1 protein-coding gene is annotated in these 500 nt (G+C 36.2%); it reads left to right on the top strand.

Going from position 1 to position 500, the window contains the following annotated elements; genetic code table 11:
* Positions 1-6 precede the first annotated feature (6 nt).
* A partial coding sequence (locus ACYVTD_RS15525; protein WP_461248600.1) for a 5-formyltetrahydrofolate cyclo-ligase occupies positions 7-500 on the top strand: 494 nt, incomplete at its 3' end.

Genomic DNA, 500 nt, shown 5'->3' with positions numbered 1-500 from the left:
TCAGAAATAATTTCAGACGACACCATCATTATCCATTTCGAAAAAGCAAGTGCAGAAATTCGCGGAAGCTTCGTCGCTATAAATAAATTGCACTGCGAAAAAATGATGAAAAAATATCCTGAATTAAAATACGTAAACCGCGAGGATGACTCAGGAATTCAAGGCCTCCGGAAAGCCAAGCTATCATATTTCCCAGATTTTTTTGTCGAAAAGTATTCGTGCACTCCAAAGTCCCTAATTAAAAAACAAAAAGAAAGTTTTAGAAAGTTGGCGAACAAAAAGCCATCTACCGGCAACCCTTATAAGGAAATTTGCGCTCTTGATGAATATAAAAATGCAAATAGCATATTCGTTTATCATGCAATGCCAAGCGAAATTCCAACTGATGAGCTTATCGAAAAAATGATCGTCGATGGCAAAAAAGTTTCTATACCAGCTATTTTCGAAGGCGAAATGTTTGCGGCGAAATTTGATAATAAGCTAACTGAAAATTTAGGCTT

The organism is Treponema sp. R6D11 (assembly GCF_054786075.1).
Note: the sequence above shows the minus strand (reverse complement) of the source record. Positions and strands in the feature narration are given on the sequence as shown.